This is a genomic window from Microbulbifer maximicatervae (SeqCode) (genome assembly GCF_052467955.1).
This window is the reverse complement of the sequence record NZ_CP174329.1, coordinates 2767011-2784119: the sequence shown is the minus strand read 5'-3', so window position 1 is coordinate 2784119 and position 17109 is coordinate 2767011. Positions and strand designations below refer to the sequence as shown.

13 protein-coding genes are annotated in these 17109 nt (G+C 43.7%); 5 read left to right on the top strand and 8 right to left on the bottom strand.

Going from position 1 to position 17109, the window contains the following annotated elements:
* Window positions 1-11: 11 nt before the first annotated feature.
* From ACJJI5_RS11985 to ACJJI5_RS11970, 4 genes are all read right to left on the bottom strand, one after another.
* Complete coding sequence (locus tag ACJJI5_RS11985; protein WP_445354122.1) at window positions 12-1889, bottom strand: DUF3592 domain-containing protein; 1878 nt, start codon at window positions 1887-1889, stop codon at window positions 12-14.
* A gap of 263 nt (window positions 1890-2152) precedes the next feature.
* The gene (locus tag ACJJI5_RS11980) at window positions 2153-3583 is read right to left on the bottom strand and encodes an aldehyde dehydrogenase family protein (RefSeq protein WP_445354121.1); all 1431 of its coding nucleotides are present in this window, start codon (window positions 3581-3583) and stop codon (window positions 2153-2155) included.
* A 252-nt stretch (window positions 3584-3835) separates the two neighbouring features.
* A complete protein-coding gene (locus tag ACJJI5_RS11975) occupies window positions 3836-5545 on the bottom strand; it encodes an alkaline phosphatase D family protein (RefSeq protein WP_445354120.1) in 1710 nt (569 codons plus the stop codon).
* 214 nt (window positions 5546-5759) lie between these two features.
* On the bottom strand, window positions 5760-6326 hold the full coding sequence (locus tag ACJJI5_RS11970) for a DUF1993 domain-containing protein (RefSeq protein WP_445354119.1): 567 nt from the start codon (window positions 6324-6326) through the stop codon (window positions 5760-5762).
* Window positions 6327-6474: 148 nt separating this feature from the next.
* Between ACJJI5_RS11970 and ACJJI5_RS11965 the strand changes: the two genes are divergently transcribed.
* Window positions 6475-6936, top strand: coding sequence for an allophanate hydrolase-related protein (locus ACJJI5_RS11965; RefSeq protein ID WP_444908188.1), 462 nt, complete (start codon window positions 6475-6477; stop codon window positions 6934-6936).
* A 34-nt stretch (window positions 6937-6970) separates the two neighbouring features.
* Window positions 6971-7363: an allophanate hydrolase-related protein gene (locus tag ACJJI5_RS11960; RefSeq protein WP_445354118.1), complete on the top strand. Its 393-nt coding sequence runs from the start codon at window positions 6971-6973 to the stop codon at window positions 7361-7363.
* Window positions 7364-7422: 59 nt separating this feature from the next.
* On the opposite strand, the gene ACJJI5_RS11955 is transcribed toward ACJJI5_RS11960, so the two are convergent.
* Both ACJJI5_RS11955 and ACJJI5_RS11950 read right to left on the bottom strand, forming a co-directional pair.
* On the bottom strand, window positions 7423-8310 hold the full coding sequence (locus ACJJI5_RS11955; RefSeq protein ID WP_445354117.1) for an SMP-30/gluconolactonase/LRE family protein: 888 nt from the start codon (window positions 8308-8310) through the stop codon (window positions 7423-7425).
* A gap of 74 nt (window positions 8311-8384) precedes the next feature.
* Window positions 8385-9230: an alpha/beta hydrolase family protein gene (locus tag ACJJI5_RS11950; protein ID WP_445354116.1), complete on the bottom strand. Its 846-nt coding sequence runs from the start codon at window positions 9228-9230 to the stop codon at window positions 8385-8387.
* 548 nt (window positions 9231-9778) lie between these two features.
* Here ACJJI5_RS11950 and ACJJI5_RS11945 point away from each other — a divergent pair.
* Complete coding sequence (locus tag ACJJI5_RS11945; protein ID WP_444897445.1) at window positions 9779-10651, top strand: glycosyltransferase family 2 protein; 873 nt, start codon at window positions 9779-9781, stop codon at window positions 10649-10651.
* A 63-nt stretch (window positions 10652-10714) separates the two neighbouring features.
* Here the strand turns inward: ACJJI5_RS11945 and ACJJI5_RS11940 are convergent, their stop codons facing one another.
* Together ACJJI5_RS11940 and ACJJI5_RS11935 are read right to left on the bottom strand one after the other, a co-directional pair.
* Window positions 10715-11860: a hypothetical protein gene (locus tag ACJJI5_RS11940; protein WP_445354115.1), complete on the bottom strand. Its 1146-nt coding sequence runs from the start codon at window positions 11858-11860 to the stop codon at window positions 10715-10717.
* A gap of 356 nt (window positions 11861-12216) precedes the next feature.
* The gene (locus ACJJI5_RS11935) at window positions 12217-12426 is read right to left on the bottom strand and encodes a hypothetical protein (protein WP_445354114.1); all 210 of its coding nucleotides are present in this window, start codon (window positions 12424-12426) and stop codon (window positions 12217-12219) included.
* A 521-nt stretch (window positions 12427-12947) separates the two neighbouring features.
* On the opposite strand from ACJJI5_RS11935, the gene ACJJI5_RS11930 reads away from it, so the two are divergent.
* Window positions 12948-13772, top strand: coding sequence for a sulfite exporter TauE/SafE family protein (locus ACJJI5_RS11930; protein ID WP_444908182.1), 825 nt, complete (start codon window positions 12948-12950; stop codon window positions 13770-13772).
* Window positions 13773-14810: 1038 nt separating this feature from the next.
* Window positions 14811-17006 carry a hypothetical protein gene (locus tag ACJJI5_RS11925; protein WP_445354113.1) on the top strand — a complete coding sequence of 732 codons (2196 nt, stop codon included), beginning with the start codon at window positions 14811-14813 and terminating at the stop codon, window positions 17004-17006.
* The last annotated feature ends 103 nt before the right edge of the window (window positions 17007-17109 follow it).

Here is a 17109-nt window from a genome sequence, read left to right as displayed (position 1 = left end):
ACTACCGCCTGCTAACCTTTCTCTACCGAATCTAGGCTACTAGGGCTCTTTTTTGCTTGGCGTACTCGCCGCCCAATTATTAGGCTCACTCTTTTTCGTAATTGTTCAACTACTCCAAAACCAGGAATAAAATCTGCGATCAAAATATCCCGTCCATATTCACTGCTGGCAAATAGGTTGTAGTATTTTCGAGCCTGACCTCCTACATAAATTGTGTATCCAGTACTTTTAGTCACTAACTCATTAACTGAGTCACGCCGTACCTGCTCAACATCTCGGAGAATGCCAAAGCGAATATTTTTTCGAATCAAATAGTCTCGCGTGATGTGTACCTCCCTCATCGAAAATATTGTCGGAATCGCCAAAGCAAAGATCAAGAATGCAACCCCAAATGCAAAAAGATAAAACTCAGCTTTTATAATGGAAATCACACTGGCAATGAAGACAACAAGGAGAGACGCCCCCATCATCCATAAACAAAAATCATAAAGAACTGGCCTTTGCCTTATTATTGTTGTAGCTCCACACATTTCCATTTCAACTCTCCTTGACAGTTCTCCAGAAAAATCCTTAACTGGCTCACCCACAGGCACGGTAATTAGCGTTTTGCCAGCATTACTTGCATAACCTTTCTTAGGAGGCGGACTTAGCAGGCGATTAACTCTATCACTTCCGAAATTTCTGTCTTTCTCTTTTTCGGTAGTTTTAGCTTTCTTTGAAAGGCTTCCTTTAAACACTGGGAGCTCATACCGTCTTTCAAAGTGATCCCCAGGTATCTCTCCACTAACATTTAAGAACCAATATTCCCCATCTCCACAGTAGACATCTGTATTGGATTCAGGCAAGTCATCAGGAGCATTGAAACTAAAATATATGCGAGCTCCTAATTTAGTAACCTTCAGCTTGCCGAAAGTAACTGCTTCCCAGTTTACAAACTCCCTTTTATTATTGCTATTAGCCGTACGCTTTGTAACAATTCTGGATTGCTTTAGCAATATACGTATAGATTTATCTCTTATTGCTAGCAGTGGAGGAAATTGAATATATCCAGATACTTTTCCACCTATCTGACCAGGGAAAGGTGTAATAGTAACGAAGACATCTCCAATCGACTTGAATCTAAGCCAACTACTAACTGACTTGAACATCACAAAGAAACCAATCATTCCAATTACTGTAAAGAACAGGCCACTATAAGCTCTATTTAGTATAAGCATCATCCCCACATAGCCAAAAATCACACCCAATAAAGCTGCTAGCGTGCCTCCCAAAAGCTGCCCTCTTATATCTTTTTTGGTTTCTGACTGTATCCCTTCAGGTTTCCACTTACTTTTTGCTAACCATGGTGTTCTTCTGACCACATCGGGGCTCTTTTCCTGCTCTCGAAAAATATAGGCCAGATAAACGACAAACCCTATAAAAATAAACACAAAACATACCAATCCAGGAATAATTATCTCCGACCACCGTATGTTTTTGTCTAGCACTGAATCATATGGATCTCTTGGGTTATACCAGCCGCTAAATATGCTCCCCTGCTTTATATGTTTCTGGAGCAATCTATACATAGTATTATGATAGCTAGCAAGCTCGGTATCGTTTGGCTTTGAGTGTATATCGACCCGATTATTCCAATAGGTCTTTCCATTTATAGAGTACTCATAGCTAGCTACAACCTGTTTTTGTGTACCATCTTCACTCTCGTAAATTTCCATACCAACGTCAAGCAGTTGAGCATCCATTGGATACCAATTTAACATTCTGACATTATCAAATATTGGCGAAAGCACCCAAGGATATAGAAAACTGATAAATATAACTTGATAAAAAGTGAAAAACAGTAGGGATCTTGGTGTTATCTTAGCTTTCTTCTTAAGCTGATCTTCCATGAATAAAAACCTTGTACAACTTTAATTATTATCAGAACCAGTAGACTCCATCACCATGAAGACTTCTAAGAAACTTAGCAAATTGAGAAATAATAAACAGGGGGGCAAAAGAGGAGAGAAAACATATATAGCGTACCAATTACTGCGTTAAATTAAATTGATAGATCTACAATATCACAATCGGTATATACCAGAAATAAGATTTAGTTTTTCATTCCACTCTGCAATTAAATGACTCGATTAAAAAGGAAAGCTCTAAATCCCTACCCTGGAGTTCGCACCACCATCAGCCTCTCCTCGGTCATATCCGCAATAGCCCAACGTACCCCCTCCCGACCAAGACCCGAATCCTTAACACCACCATAGGGCATATTATCTACCCGCCAGCTGGGTACATCACCAATAACCACACCACCCACCTCCAAGGTATCCCAGGCTTGCTGGGATTTGTAAAGGTCACGAGTGAATATGCCAGCCTGCAGACCAAAGGCACTGTCATTCACCTTGTCTAAAACATCATCAAAGCTATCGAAAGGCTCCAGAATTGCAACTGGACCAAATGCCTCCTGCTGCACAATGGAGCAGTCATGGGGCACGTTTTCCAATAGCGTTGGATCAAGCATGGCGCCATCTCGTGTACCTCCACAAAGCAGGGTTCCCCCGGCTTGAACCCCCTCTTCCACCCAGGTATGCAAGCGGGTAGCCTCTCCCTCAGAAATCATTGGGCCAATAAATGTATCTTCTGATCGAGGATCGCCTTTCTTAAGCTTTTTGGTACGCTCAACCAGACGTCGCTTCAGGTCTTCATATAGACTGCAATGTCCATAGATCCTCTGGACGCCGATACAGCTTTGACCCGACTGATAGAAAGCACCGAAAATCAGCCTCTCTACAGCATCATCAAGATCTGTATCCCGATCGATAACGCAGGCTGCATTACCCCCCAACTCCAAAACCACTTTCTTTCGTCCCGCCCTGGCCTTTAGGTCCCAGCCGACCGCCGGTGAGCCGGTAAAGCTCAGCAGCTTAAATCGATCATCCACTGTAAACAGCTCTGCTCCCTCTCTATGGCAGGGTAATACAGAAAAAGCACCTTTCGGCAGCTGTGTTTCGGCCAGAACTTCAGCGATGATCAATGCCCCTATGGGCGTGCGGCTAGCGGGTTTTAGTACAAAGGGGCATCCAGCAGCGATGGCAGGTGCCACCTTATGAGCAGCAAGATTCAAAGGGAAATTGAACGGCGATATAAATGAACATGCGCCTACCGGTACTCGCCTGATATATCCGCGATAGCCCCGTGAGCGTTTGGATATCTCAAGATTGATAATCTCACCATTGATACGCACTGCCTCTTCAGCGGCCACATGAAATGTATCGATTAAACGCAGCACCTCGCCCCGCGAATCATGAATTGGCTTACCAGCTTCAATACACAGCGCTTCGGCCAGCTCTTCAAACCTTTCACGAAAACGTACAACACAATGCTGTAAAACTTCCTGGCGGGTGTAAGACGGCAAATTAGCCATCGGTTTTTCTGCCAAAAGCGCCCAGTCGATGGCACTGTCAATAACCTTGGCATCAGCCATTGCAACCCGGGTAGCTACTCTCCCTGAATACTTGTCAGTAACTTCCAGATCGGTGTTGGCATGCACTGCTTCATTGGCCAGGTAGTAAGGGTAAGATTCTTGCAGCAAAGTAATATCCTTTTACTTGATGTCTGATCTATCTAGAGTGCCCCAACGCCAGATACAGCATTGTGCCCATCGTCGGGTATAGATGACCCGCAGGTATATATCAAATGCGTGTTCATTGGCTTATTAGTTTTGTTATCGGGGAAGGGCTTTCTTACTCGTACAAGCTAGATATGATGAAGAAGGAATCGAAACAGTGGAATCTTGTGAAGTTGGGGGCAAGCGCCCCACAACTTCATATTGACTGGGAACCAGCTACTTTTCGGTTAACCACATGCCAACAGGCTCATAATTAAACTTCTTATATACCGCCTTTTCGGTATCCGGGTTATCACTCTTCTTATCGATGTTGTATACGGTCCAGTTTAATTCGTTGACATTGAATTCGATCACTGCATATCCATAGATATTACTAACAAAATCTTTGATATGTGGGTTATTGACCTGAACCCCGCCATTTAGCAATGATGTAAACACACTGCCAACATCAATACCTTTCTCAATCGTATCGTTCATATTGGGAGAAGATATGGAAGGGGTCATCAGCTCAACGCCAACCAGGTTGTCGTAGTCCCAGTTGCTAATTTTGCTGAAATCAACTTTCAGGTATGAAGCGATACTGGAGTGGAGATCCCCTGTCAGCACTACAAAGTTATCGACATTGCTGTCCTTAACAGATGACAGGATCTTTTCCCGCTCCCACTGGTAACCATCCCAGGCATCATAATTGGCGTACACCAGCGAGCGCCCCAAAATAGTACCAGCCAATTGTGCCAGCAAAGTCTGGTTGCCCCACACTTTCCAGCGGGCATTGGAGTTAACAACTCCATCAATCAGCCAATCCCGCTGAGTCTTACCCAGCATGGTTTGGGTATCTTCTTCATAATCTGTGCACCAGTAGTTTTCCCAAGCTGTACCATCCTTGCACGGCTCCTTGGTTCTATAGGTGCGGCTATCTGTCATATACAGCTCAACCAAGTCACCGAACTGGAAAGAACGATAAATCTGTAAGTAGTCAAAAGCGTGGCTTGCGGATTCATCGACTTTTACCCGTGCAGGGACATATTCGATCCAGGCCTGCTGAGCATCGCGACGCAACTGGCGCAGCTGGTCAGGGTTATTATCGCCGGTCTGGTAGGGATGAGATGGCACACCCAGAGTATCCCGCTCGTAATCCCAGTAAGCATTGTCTGCAGTTTCATGATCATCCCAGGTGATGATAAATGAGTGCATTTCCATCGCTCGCTGCAGGTTCTTGTCCTTGCGATACTCTCTGTAAATATGACGATAGTCCTCAAGATCCATCGCAACAGAGCCGCCAGAAGGCAGGGAGAGTGAATTCACTATCGAGCTTTCAAAGCCTTCGTATTGGGCATATTCATAGATAAAGTCACCCAAATGCAGTACGCAATGTACATCTTCGTCCGCGATATGGTTGTAGGCGTTGTAATAACCGGTGGTGTAATCCTGACAGGTAACCACAGCCATCTTTAGATTCTCTAGGCTACCGGTAGGCAGTGTGTGACAACGCCCAACACGGCTACTGATAGTCCCGTATTTGAAGCGATAATAGTAACGTTGGTCAGAAGATAAGTAGCCTTCCAGGTCAATGTTAACGGTGTAATCACGGTCTGCCGTGATATCGCTAGCATTAATCTCAGCACTTAGAATTGGCTGGGTAAACTCCTCATCCAGCGCGACATCTACATACAGAGACTGACCCGCGATATAGGAGTCAGGGTTAATGTGCGTCCAAAGGACCACTCCAGTTTGACTGGGATCTCCCGAGGCTACTGATAAATCAAAAACAATTCCGTCGTTGTCAATTTGATCAGCAAATGTGGTGCCGCCCAGTACAAAACGTGCATAGGTTTCACTATCAGTGTCCGCGAGAGAACGGACCGTAAAGGGGGTCAAAAGTGCAACACCCATAGCCTGGACAAAGGTTCGGCGGGAGATGGTCATATATAAACTTCCTGTTATCGTACGCATGAAGAATCGGAAAGGGAGCGGATTCTATAGAAGAACGTACCAACAAAGAAGTTTGACTTTTTATCTAGTAATCTCTTTTTCTCTCGAAATTAACACTTATGGAGTTAATACACAAAAGTCAGATGGAGAAAAGCAAAGTCCCCCTCTCCATCAGCTATAAACTTGAAAAACTTAGTCTTGTTAACCATTAGCAATCTGAAATCATCTCCGGTCTGAGATAAGCAAAAGCGTGCTGTACATAGTCGGCTTTTCCTAAGGAAACATCTTGGGCTCTCAAGATTGCATAGGCCGTGTTGATATGGAAATAAAATTGAGGTAGCGCCCAGTCCCTGGCATATTGCTCATTAGTCATATCGAAAGTCATCTCATTCGGGAGCTTAATCGTCACAGGCTCATCCACTGCTACCATCACTGTCTCTGGCGTAACGCTTCTTAAAAATACCAGTGCCTCTCGAATTCGCTCTTGAGCTTCGGAAATAGATCCGGGGTTTTCACCAGCTCCCTGCCCTTCACGTGCCAACTGCTCCAGAAAATCTGGAAGCGCACGCCGCCCCAATCGAAATATTGCCTCTTGCGCCTGAAAGCAACTAAACCGAATTTGGGATGATAAGGGAAACATATCTGGGGCAAGCCTCGCTTTAAGGAGGGCTTCAGACTCATCTTCTGGAAATTCTTTTTTTGCCTTATCCAACCAACTAGAAAGTGCTTCCAATAGTTGTATATACGTAGGTAACAACAAATCTGTCAGGTTCATAATGTGTTTCCACTGGTTTTTATTGATAAACGACAAAATATATCTCTGGTAGCATTCTAAAATAATAAGGGAGGCACAAGCATAATTTAGTGTCTTCTTGCCTCCATATCTAAGCTAAATTCATAAGGCGCCAACTCGAGATAAATAAATGCTCAGGATACTCAGATATATTGCTGCTAGTTTAATGGTATTGGTGTCACTAGCGAATGCTGAATCTATTGACGTCGCAGTTAATGGCACGCTAATGCGTGGATTCGCCCTCGAAAAACATATGCTTAAAAACCATGCCACTTTTGTACGAGAGGCTAAAACGGCGTCGATCTATCGCATGTGGTCAATTGGAGACAAATACCCCGCAATGGAAAGAGTTCTCAACGGCGGCACATGGATTACACTGGAGATCTGGTCGATTCCGCAAGCCAACTTGGTCAATCTATTAGAGGAGGAGGCCAAAGGGTTAGTTTTAGGTAAAGTTGCTTTAGCGGATGGAACACAAGTATTAGGCATACTGGGTGAAAACTATATTGTCCAAAACCAGAAAGATATATCCAAGTGGCATGGCTGGCGAGCTTATGCGGAGAGTATGAGTAGTAATAAAACCGGTCAGTAGCACTAATATCAAATATTTGATTTAGACAATCGAAATGAGTACACATACAGAAGTCGCAGTAAATGGACCATTGATGCGTGGCCTGGCGTTAGATAAAAACTTAATACAAAACAATGCAACATTTGTCAGGGAGGCTAAAACAGAAGCCATTTACCGGATGTGGGCAATCAAAGGCGAATATCCTTCGATGCAGAGAGTGCGTACTGGTGGAACATGGTTCAACATTGAAATTTGGTCCTTACCCAAGGCTAGTTTAATTGAAGTGCTTAATTTAGAGGCAACGGGACTAACTTTGGGTAAAGTAGTCTTAGAAAATGGCGGGCAAGTTTTAGGGATATTAGGAGAAAACTATTTGACTCAGCAACAAGAAGACATTTCCCAATTTCATGGATGGCGCAACTATATACAACAGAAATCTAAAAACTGACGTTGAAGCTGCTTTTATTTGGCCCTAAACAATATCATTAGGTAGACAATCCACTCAGTCTATATCTTTGGGCGATATAGCTGCCTACCACGGCACGGTATTCCTACCCACTCTAAGCACCCTGCATCCAGAATCGTTACTACCGCCCCACCTCTCGAGTCTTCGCAAAAGGCTATATTCGTGGGACGCTTACCACAGGTGGATATACGTTCGGCCACACTTCCCTCACCATCAAGAACGGTCACGTCACCTTGACCAAACACTGCACAATACAATCGCCCGTCACTACCGAAAGCCATCCCATCTGGCCCTACAAATCCCTCTGGCGCCCCAACAACCACATTGCCGAAAAGCTCCCGCTTGGGGTGCGTTAACGAAGCGAGATCGTAGCGGTAGATATTGCCGCTAATAGTCTCCCCTACATACAGCTGGCCCCGATCATCAATGGCAATACCGTTGGGAAAACGTAATCCGGAATCAAGCTGTCGCAACACATCTCCATTGCGAGGATCTATCTCTAATACCTGTCCATCGTAGCGACAAGATCGGCAATCAGCTCGAATCACCTGCCCCTGAACAAAAATATCCGGGTCAATCCCGGAGTCGGTTATGTAAAGTAAGCCATTTTCACCAAAAACCAGATCATTGGGCCATAAGTAGGGCTGATCTTCTGGTCCGTCATAAGATTCAATAAGATCCCCATTTAGCCCCATGCGAACAAGCTGCTTACCCCCTCCATCTGCAATCCATAAATTGTCATACCCATCGATTGCCATGCCATTAGGTCGCCGAGCAGGATAGCCTATTTGTTGATATTGACCCTGCAAGTCAATACGGCTTATACAGTGCCGTCCAGATGCCATTTCAGTGACATAAATGCGGCCATCAGGCAGACAGATGGGCCCTTCTGGTTCTTGTAAGCCTCTACACAGTACTTGTCTTTCCATGCTAACGACCACAGACTCGAGTTGCTTAAAAAGGCATCATTTCTGATACGAGGGCGTATCAACGCCAGGAGGGACTAGTCCAGCCAACCTAATACGTTCCGCCAAAGACTCTCCTTGAACTCCTTTCGGAAAAACCCAAAGTGGCCTATTGATGTATTTCCAATAGAGCTGGTTTGAATCACCTCAATATCTGTATTCGCATTACAGTAAAAATCTCGCAATGCGTAGACAGCCTTCTCTGGTGCAAAGTCCTTATCGTCATCTATTAGCAGGAACTTCATATCACACTGCAAGCGCTCGAATCCCTCACGAATCGGCCGACCATGCTGATCGACAACGTAATCCTTATGTCGAGCCCAGTAAGCCCATTCACGAGCTATTCCTGCAGGTAGGTTCTCTCCCCCCCAAAGTACTCCAGGCACCCACCCCAAAACATTCGATAGCAAAGGAAATGCGCAGTACCATCCAAACAACAGCTTTGGCTGATACCTTGCATCCCAGTGCCCCCAATAACCGCTCTGAGAAGAAACACAATACACACTCGCAAATCGGGTGTTATTTGATGCAAGACCTACAATTTGACCACCGACACTATGGCAAATGCAGTGCCACTCCAAGCTTTTAGCTCGTTTGCTACACCAGTCAATCACTGCCGCCAAATCTCTCTCCCCCCAGGCTCTTAAGGTCAGCCGTTTGTCCCTTTGACTCTCGATAGCGGACTTTCCGATACCTCGGTAATCATAAGTAAGAACCAAATAGCCATTCCGGGCTAAGAAACAAGCAAAATCCCGATAGTAGCTCTGCTTAACCGCCATAGCAGAATTAATAATGATGCCGGCTTTGGGCACCTCACTCGGCGAGAATAGCCTTCCACCAAGCACTATCCCATCGTTAGTGGGGATTTGCTGAGCCTCAATCATTTACTCAAAGGTTCCCCCGTGTAATTCAACACAAACTATTGGGTAAGTTAAAATTCCACCCAATACTTCCGGTCTATCGCATGAGATGTAATTAACAAGCTGATCCCTAACAGGTATTTCCTCCTTCCAAGAGCAATAAATTGACCTGAATATTCACTTCTCGACATTTACCACCCCCTAAAGACTAGAGCAAGTTAAAAGCCTTAATTATATCGCCCTATATAATGAGATTCGATGTTCCAGTTTATGAATTGAAAGGAGGTAGCTTTACCAAGAAGTCAAATAACATGGCAGACTATTTCTCTAGCTTTCCACTACCTCACCTGCAAATGTCCAAGTGAGCTGCACAAAGATATATCCTGCCAATAACCCTCATATTCACTATCAAAAGTGCTAAAACCTCTAAGTACTCTAAAATGCAAGGATCAGGTTTGATAGCCGATCAATCCAGTCGCCAAGTTAAGGGGATTCGATTTATCGCTTACCTTATATTCCACCTGATTCACTTAAAATGATTTTGAGCTATAGACAACAGGAAGTTTAGGTGCATGTCCGATCGATTCAGTATTATTATGCCATGCTACAATGATTCTGACCTTCTGTATAACCTATTACAAGGCTACACTTTACAAACCTATCCAAAGGAAAATTTTGAAATCATTATTGTCGATAACAACTCAAAAGATCCCAACATCCTGTCATGTTACAACCAGTTTAAGAACCACCTTACTTTAACTTTACTATTCAGACCTCAATTACCAGACCCATTCGCACTAAACTCGGCGCGAAACTTAGGTGTAAAAATTGCTAGACACGGGTGGTGTATATTTACAGATAGTGACTGTATCCCCGCCCCGAACTATCTGGCAGAGATTCAAAAAATAATCAATGATTATGGGCCTAGTATCTGCATGACCGGGATAAGGGAGTTTATTCACTCTAAAGATATTGTCCCAGCAGAAATGGACGGCGACGGCAAGTACCTTGACGCATGCCCTAGATTTAATAGCCCATCAAATTATGGACTCAGTAAAGATAGGCGCCTAGGGAAAATAGAGCAATTACCCAATACAGAACACCCCTGGGGGCACTTTTATGGCTGTAATATGGTGTTTAAAAGGCAGGATGTCATCAAGGTTGGTTTTTTCGATGAAAAATACGATGGAACCTGGGGTTACGATGACATAGACCTGGCTTATCGAGTTATCAATGAGCTCAAAGTACAGCCAATTTTTATGGAAGAAGCCATTGTCTACCACCAGGACAACATAAAGTTAACAGAGACAATCAATGGCAAGAAGAACAAAATTAAAGATTTGAGCAACCCAAACTATCAATATATCTGCAAGAGGATTTCCGGTTATTATGAGTTTAGTAATCGCGAATTCAAACGATTTGGGCTAACAACTACTGCAAGCTAGCAATTGACATGAGTGACCAACTTAAACGCACCTAAATATTAGTATACATTTTTCAAGCGTCTATCAGATATCTGATAGTTCAATCTCACTAGAGAAAGATTTCAGAAACAGAACAACCTTATCAAGAGAGAAAATAGCCTCATTAACAGCAACCTCAATATGATAACCATCAGAAGCTTTACTAATAACAAAAACCAGTGCATCTCTTGTGATTGAATAGGTCGCAATACAGTCGACCTCTCGAGCAGGCAAATAACTAAATGTAAAGTCTTCGTTAATACTTGATGTAACTTGCTTCTCAACTTTTAACAGGTTGAGGAGCACCATTGCATAATATGCAATATGGTACCTTTTTAATAGGTATATTTGATACCTAGAGAGTTTATTTAGAGAAAAATAGAAACCAGACGCCGTATTTCCTACCCCAGCCAGTCTTTCACCCTGATCCGGAATATTGTGAATGAACTCTTGGGTAATCAATATATTTGCTCGCTGTCTTTCGAAAGTACTGACAAAATTATCTATAAAAGATTTCAAAACATTTTCGAAAGATATCTCGCTAGATTCAACTTTAGCTGACACCAATACGATGTCATCGAGATCTCCTTTTATACAACCCTTTTCCTCCAAGAGAAATGGATTTGGCTTGCTCTCCTTCCTATTAAACATTCTCAGACTTAAACCTATAAATATAGCTTGAGCCAGCCCTATAACTCGGTGAAAATTTGAGTATTGCCCATTACCCTTATATATATGCACTATTGAAGAGCAATATGCATCTGACCTTTCCTGATCTTTCTTCAACAAGCAATTGGCATATTTAGAAAAGAGCAGGCCAGTGTAACCGGAAAAAAAGTCATGATTTGCTATAAAGCATACAGATGTGCTATCAAAGTGTATGTAGAAGGGGATCTTTTCAACCTCCAACCTCTTATACAGGGCCTTCCTTCCAACGACACCTGTCAGCTCTTCCTTCAGCGCCTCTATCTTTTCTAAGTAAAAGCGTTTCGGGTGAGGCGCGGTAGTCAATGCAACTAAGTCATAGAGTTTGTCTAGACAATCAGTAATTTCGCGCTGGTCACTTCTAGTGACAACATTTATAAGCAGAGTAGATACACTGCCATAACCTTTTAAGTGCTGCTGGACAAAGCTCTCTGGCGCTTCTATCGGCGTGAATAGTCTGGACAGAAAGTTGGATTTATCGGCCACGATACCACCTTACAAGGAAGGGATTGTCACTTCAGTCGATCACATACCATCTAAATTTAGTCAACTACCCTTATGGCCACAATTACTTCAAGGTTTTCCTTTGAGCAACTTAGCATAAAGAGGACGTAGAATAAAATAAGACAAGTAGTTATTATCAGCTAACAACCATTAACACAACTATGTATGCGCCGGGGTCCATATCTAAATAATAACTAAAGAAAAACTACACGCCCATAGATACCTGACAGGGTTGTCGCAAGACGCATGTTTAATCAAATTATTTTCTTAAATTTAAAGCTAACGAAGCCTTATCTGATGATAAGCTTCACCATCTAAATAATTGGCAGACCAAGCTTCTAAAGTGACTCAACAACTGCACCTGGATCAATCCTGAATACTGTTGCATGTGCCCACGTAGCCCCATAGAACCTTAACATGCTATAAATCGTTTGAGCCTGTTGAGTAAAGCATTGCCCTGTTCCAATACCGTTAAACACAATGGAAAATTGTTCTTTTATATGAGAAGTAAATATTTCAATACTCAAAGCAACCTTTATTAAACTCAATAAATCACCTTCACTCTAACCTGAAATGCATCTTGAATTATACAGATAGGGAAGCTTCAAATTTCTTTAAGCCTGGAAAGGTAAGTATATTTTTTGATCCTGGCAAAATACTTATGCCTATGATTCCCATCCTTGCTCAGACCTAACCACACAAAGACATAATCAAAGCAAACTTCATTAAATGCAAAAAATAGCCAATAGTTTCAATACTTATAGAGGCTAACACACCGGGTTAGTAGTTAGGAGCCAGGAAATGAGTAAATAGCTTTCTGATCTAGTTCAAGTGCCAACCAAACACCACACCTTTACAGTCCAATATAAACCCCGTCTAGAGCTCAAACTTGAAAGGTACAAATCCTACAGAGGCACCCTCATCTATTTTTAAATGGGGGATCGAATAGATTTTTTAAAAGTCAATTAGCTGGGACGCAAAAAGCCTATGAAGCAATTTAATGTATCAAACAGCGCGACTCAGTGTATTTGGTTGCCTTTAAGAGTGACTAAACTATTAGACTATGGAAATGCTATTTGTTTACTTGTTACTCGGCGCCATCGCGGGTACAGCGGCAGGCCTCTTGGGGATTGGTGGAGGCTTGATCATCGTGCCTGCTTTGGTGTTGATTTTTTCTGCCACGGGCATCTCCCCCCAGGTGCTGACCCATATGGCGGTGGGGACTTCGTTGGCAACCATTATCGTGACTTCAATCAGTTCGGTCTGGGCACATAACGCAAAAGGTGCCGTTGACTGGCACCTATTTTGGATTATGACTCCAGGGATACTTGTGGGGTCTTGGCTGGGCGGCGTGACAGCAGACTTGTTACCTGGTGCTTGGTTGCAGCTATTGATTGGCGTGTTTGCCATATTTATGTCTGTGCGTATGGGCTTAGGTGGGTTGGCCTCAGCAACCTCACAAGAAAATGGCGATCACTTACCCGGGGCAGCACCTTTGATATGTTCCGGAGGAGTAATCGGCTGGCTCGCAGCGATCTTTGGTATTGGTGGAGGGGCCTTGGTGGTACCCTACTTATCGCACTTCGGTACAAAAATGCAGCGCGCTGTCGGAACCTCTGCTGCCTTTGGTCTGCCAATCGCGATTTCTGGTTCAGTCAGCTTTGCCGTGCAAGGGTGGGACAATCAGTTACTACCGAAGTGGAGCAGTGGTTATATTTACTGGCCGGCTTTTCTGGGAATTGTACTTACCAGCGTGCTCTTTGCCAGGCTTGGTGCCAGTGTTGCTCACAGGATATCTGCTAAGCGCTTAAAGCTGTGTTTTGCCTTATTGCTTTGTATTATCGGGGTTCGCTTTATCTGGCAAAACTTCAATCTACTATCTCGGCTAGGCTAGACCTACTCTCTGGGTTGCTTTTAACGGATCGGAAGTAAATAGTCTATCCCCTCCAAACATCTATTTTCAGATGCTCGCAATAGCCATCGTGGTCTTAAAAACTCCCGGTCGAATTACTCTTGCCAGCCCTTCGGATTACGCGACTGAACCATACTTATAGGGAATTAGTAACACAATGATTGATATTTACTCCTAATGCATGCCTACCAAACATTATGTACTCAAAGTAGCAAAGATTATTTTTAGCCATTGACAATCTCTACCTTCAAATTAGGAAAGGCTTCGTTCCGCGTTAAACTTGCCAGCAGGTAATTGAAATTTTAAAGATGGAACTCCATTAAAATATAGGCACGAAAAAGTCATATTGAATTTTACACTCAAGGTAGAGGGCATGTAGGCCTCAGACAAGAATACCGTGTTGCCGAGAGCACAGCGCCTATCTCGGCACAGCCCACTATATCAACCAGGCACCAACCATTTCTGAACCGGAATTTTTTGAGGGTTTGCGCAGACTTTGTGAGATAGTGGGAGCAGTACAGAAAACTTATATTTGCCTCAATAAATACTGATATCTTAGCGCGGGCTATTGCCGATGCTTCCTCCCCTGCGCACGCTGTAACTTAGTTCAAACCGTTTAATACATTTACCTCCAGCCGCATTAGCTTTAATGGAATTTATTCCGATAATAGATTAACCCCCTACCCTTTCACTCTTGAAACCCTTATCAAAGCGCTAGCCAGAATCATTGGTAAAAACTATAGGATCAACAATACCAATTAAGATAGCGGACGGCCCACTTGGCCTTCGACAAAAATTCTAGTGATCCCATGTAAAGCTTCTTCAAATACTCAAACAGAGAGGCTTCACCAGATTTCCTATCAAAATAATGCCCCTTTAGAGAAATTATTAAGTGATCCACAGAAAGGTAGATCCAGAGAACTAGAATGGCGCTCCCAATTCTAATAACTCAAAAATGAGATTTTGTCGACAATTTCACAGATAACAATCGATTCCAATCGCACATTTACGGGCAAACTTATGAGCAAGCTATTCAGCAAGAAAACTTTGGCACTGGCATTTACAGTCATACTGGCTTCATGTGGAGGAGGTGGAGGCTCTTCTTCAGATTCGGACCCAGCCCAATCATCTGGCGACAATGGCGGGGGCCAAGGCTCTGGAGATGGTGGCGGTTCAGGTAGTGGTAGCGGCTCTGGGGATAGCGGATCGGGGACCCTTCCAGACAACGAACCTGGGACCGTGACTGTTGGCGATATAGAAACAGCAGATCTGGGGTTTGCCCAGATTACTTCCCGGGATATCACATTGCCGAATGGCCAAACCAATGCCGAAGAAGTCCATGGACTCCCACACTATATAGCTAGAACAGATAGTAATCAGGATGACAATCTACAGTCCGTGCCCATGCGAAGTTACACCACAGCTTGCGCAACCGACACTGATAGACCCAGGATGTTTGTTTCCAAAACCCTTAGCGAAGGTAGTGGAGAAGATGAAACCACTTATGGCACTGTTTATGAGCTGCAATATAATCCTGAAACTCTAAGCTTCGACCAAACCGGCAATACCACAATTCTAAAACAATGCTACGAAGCCCATGGTATCGCAGCTAGCGCTGATTGCTCACGGGTTGCCGTCTTGTGCAACACCGAATACCAGGCAAACGAGCGCTATGACGTACAAGGAGATCTGGTTGAGCAATACGGTAGCGACTGGATGAAGATGGAAAATAATATCAGTGCTATTGACGGACGTATTGAAAGGGATATCGGCCTGATGATATCTACCAATCACAGTCAATACATTGGCTATTTTACGGACCACCCCACACTGAAGTTCGAGGACTTCCTACCTGGACTAAAAGAAAATTTCCCCGAGACCGATTTTGGCGATTCCCCAACCTTTAAGACAATTAAAGGTAACGAAATGCAAGAGGAGATGGCTTACATTGTCGATCAACTCTCTGATGCCGACTATAACGCTATGGTCGAGTATATTCGCGAGAATGGCTATAAATATAATGATCAGATCTGGCTAATGGAGTGGGATAACTTAGCGCTTAGCGAGAAGCCTGCGGCCTACGTTGTAAACAAGATGCACGGTGGTGGCCACGCCGGAGCCCAAGAGCTTATCTATGTCGAGAATGATAGCCAAGGCCGCACCAGCTACGCCTTCTCAGTAACTGCTCGGGTTTTTGATAGCAGCTATGGTGGCTCCCACTATTCTGCTGGAATGACTGTTATTGATCGCGATAACTGGTCCTTAAATATGAGTGGCAGTAATAACAGAGGCTGGTATTGGCTTTGCGGCTACGGTCATGTCTTGAATATCCGGGCATTTTATAATCCTGGTACCGAAAAATATGGAGCGATTTGCACTAGCGATGGTGGTCAATATAATCAATCGCGCGGATTAAATACTATTGCCATCAAAATGGAGGATATTTCTTCTACCAGTAGATTTGAAGGTTACTACAATTACCTGATCCCCTCCGACAATGCATTTTTCTCTAACGGAGGTGGACATACTGTAGTCCCTGTGGATGAAGATACTAACTTATCTCTCATCGTCTCCCCCAAGTACATTGATGATGAGGAAATGAATCGCTTCCTGCAAAGCGAATACGGCATTGATACCAGCACTGAAGGGCCTTTTGACCAGCAATGCTCATCCGATGATACGAACTGCTTCTTTTCCTACATGTCAAACAGCGATAATCCAACCATTTCAAGACAGGGGCTACGCAGTGGGGATGCTCTGGAATCCTCATCCCTGACTCGCATTGGTATTGCTAAAGTGGATGGTGAAGGAAGTATCGAGGGGGAAGGCTTTAAATGGCTTGTAGAAGAGCCCGACTGTCAAATCAGTGATCCACAACTTATCGACTTGAAAAATGGGCGTTACCTGTTTGGCTATGCGCAATTTCAGTGTATTTCCGACAACCTTTCTTATAACCGGAGTTCCGCTAAAAATGGGGCAATGCGGATGCTTGTTCCGAAAGCCTACTATGTTATGGAAATTGATGCAGACCTAAATGTATTGGAAGGCCCTGTAAAGCTGACGAATTTTGGTTGGGGCGGACTTGACGAACCTGTCTTCATGGGCAACGGTAAAGTCGCTTGGTCATATATCAAGAACCCTACAATTGATAGTTACGGCGGCGGCAAGCAGAACGTTTGGCAAGCGATGATTTACCACTCAAATAGCGCCAATTGATTCATTCATAAAAAGTAAAACTAGCTGTGATAAAAATAGAGGCTTTTGCTTTCTATTTTTATCACACAACTGTTAGACCTCCAGAAGCTACAAAGATAAAGAA

Excerpts from the sequence above, each read along its gene's own strand:
- ACJJI5_RS11985 (WP_445354122.1), bottom strand. The coding sequence starts at position 1,889 with ATGGAAGATCAGCTTAAGAAGAAAGCTAAGATAACACCAAGATCCCTA.
- ACJJI5_RS11975 (WP_445354120.1), bottom strand. The coding sequence starts at position 5,545 with ATGACCATCTCCCGCCGAACCTTTGTCCAGGCTATGGGTGTTGCACTT.
- ACJJI5_RS11970 (WP_445354119.1), bottom strand. The coding sequence starts at position 6,326 with ATGAACCTGACAGATTTGTTGTTACCTACGTATATACAACTATTGGAA.
- ACJJI5_RS11965 (WP_444908188.1), top strand. The coding sequence starts at position 6,475 with ATGCTCAGGATACTCAGATATATTGCTGCTAGTTTAATGGTATTGGTG.
- ACJJI5_RS11960 (WP_445354118.1), top strand. The coding sequence starts at position 6,971 with ATGAGTACACATACAGAAGTCGCAGTAAATGGACCATTGATGCGTGGC.
- ACJJI5_RS11955 (WP_445354117.1), bottom strand. The coding sequence starts at position 8,310 with ATGGAAAGACAAGTACTGTGTAGAGGCTTACAAGAACCAGAAGGGCCC.
- ACJJI5_RS11950 (WP_445354116.1), bottom strand. The coding sequence starts at position 9,230 with ATGATTGAGGCTCAGCAAATCCCCACTAACGATGGGATAGTGCTTGGT.
- ACJJI5_RS11945 (WP_444897445.1), top strand. The coding sequence starts at position 9,779 with ATGTCCGATCGATTCAGTATTATTATGCCATGCTACAATGATTCTGAC.
- ACJJI5_RS11930 (WP_444908182.1), top strand. The coding sequence starts at position 12,948 with ATGCTATTTGTTTACTTGTTACTCGGCGCCATCGCGGGTACAGCGGCA.
- ACJJI5_RS11925 (WP_445354113.1), top strand. The coding sequence starts at position 14,811 with ATGAGCAAGCTATTCAGCAAGAAAACTTTGGCACTGGCATTTACAGTC.